This window comes from Lederbergia sp. NSJ-179 (genome assembly GCF_022867885.1).
GTDB lineage: Bacteria > Bacillota > Bacilli > Bacillales > Bacillaceae_C > Lederbergia.
In genome coordinates this window covers 1-1132 of the sequence record NZ_JALIFP010000105.1, presented here as the reverse complement: position 1 = coordinate 1132, position 1132 = coordinate 1, and the positions used below count along the sequence as shown (strand labels likewise).

The 1132-nt window shown below is 44.2% G+C and carries 1 protein-coding gene; it reads right to left on the bottom strand.

What is annotated here, in order from left to right; translation table 11 throughout:
* The coding region (locus MUB24_RS23025) for a reverse transcriptase domain-containing protein (protein WP_244708079.1) at positions 1–696 on the bottom strand (696 nt) is incomplete at its 3' end.
* Between the last annotated feature and the right edge of the window lie 436 nt (positions 697–1132).

Sequence of the window (1132 nt, the reverse complement as noted above, 5' to 3'; positions counted from 1 at the left end):
CCCACCTTGAGGAGCACCGAATTCTGTTGGCTTCGTGAGACCATCTTCAAGTATTCCACTCTTAAGAAACTTCCAAATTAGTTTCAGCACGGTCTTATCTTGGATAAACTCCTCAAGATATGCCATCAATTTCTGATGGTTGATCGTATCGAAATAACTTTTTAAATCGCAATCAACTACTACTCTGTAACCTTGTTTATAGTACTCGATGGACTTTCCTATAGCTTGATGTTGATTTCTCTTAGGGCGAAAACCATAGCTTGATTCAGAGAAATAAGGGTCTATCAGCCCGCCTATAACTTGATAGATCGCTTGTTGGACCATTCGGTCCCGCACACACGGGATGCCCAACTTACGCTTCGATCCATCTTCCTTTGGAATTTCAACTCGTTTCACAGGAAGGGGTTGATAGGTGCCGTCCTTCAATTTCTTTTTCAAGGGTTTGAGATATTGGCTGACATGTTCAAATAGTTCATGAACAGTCATTCCGTCAATCCCCGGAGCCCCTTTGTTGGCTTTTACCTTCTTACAAGCGTTAAAGAGGTTGTTATTATCAATTACTTTGTCTATCAAATCGATACCATCCTGTCGGTCTATTTCGTTAAAGACAGGGCTACACACTTTCGCATATTTTTCGGCTTCCAGCTTATTCCTTTGCGAATAGTCATTGTTCAATGTTTTCTGTGGTCTGCGCACTGTCCTTACCTCCATGTTCCTTCAAGATTATTACTGTTCGGCCCTTCGCCTACTAAGACTACTATGGCCTCTGCTGACTTCTTACAATTCAACCCGTCATCACTGGCAGGTTTGTTCCTGAGGGATATTTCATCTCTCTTGTCGGGAACCCTTGTAAGACCTCCCCGGGTAAGAGCTATAACCTTCCTCCCATGTAACTGCTGTATTTACTGTATGGAACTCGGGCAGTATCGGACTTCGTTTTGTTAGGCAAACTCGTCCATTCCAATTCAGCCTTATATACAGTTTCTGTCCGTCAGTTCGGGATTTTGCCTCCGGCTTCCTTCAGATTCACACCTCACGATGGACACCCTTGCCTTTGGCTAACAGTTCCTACTGCCAAGCCTGTAGTGGACTTTCACCACCAAGTTATAGCCCATGCCGGGCGCACCTAAAA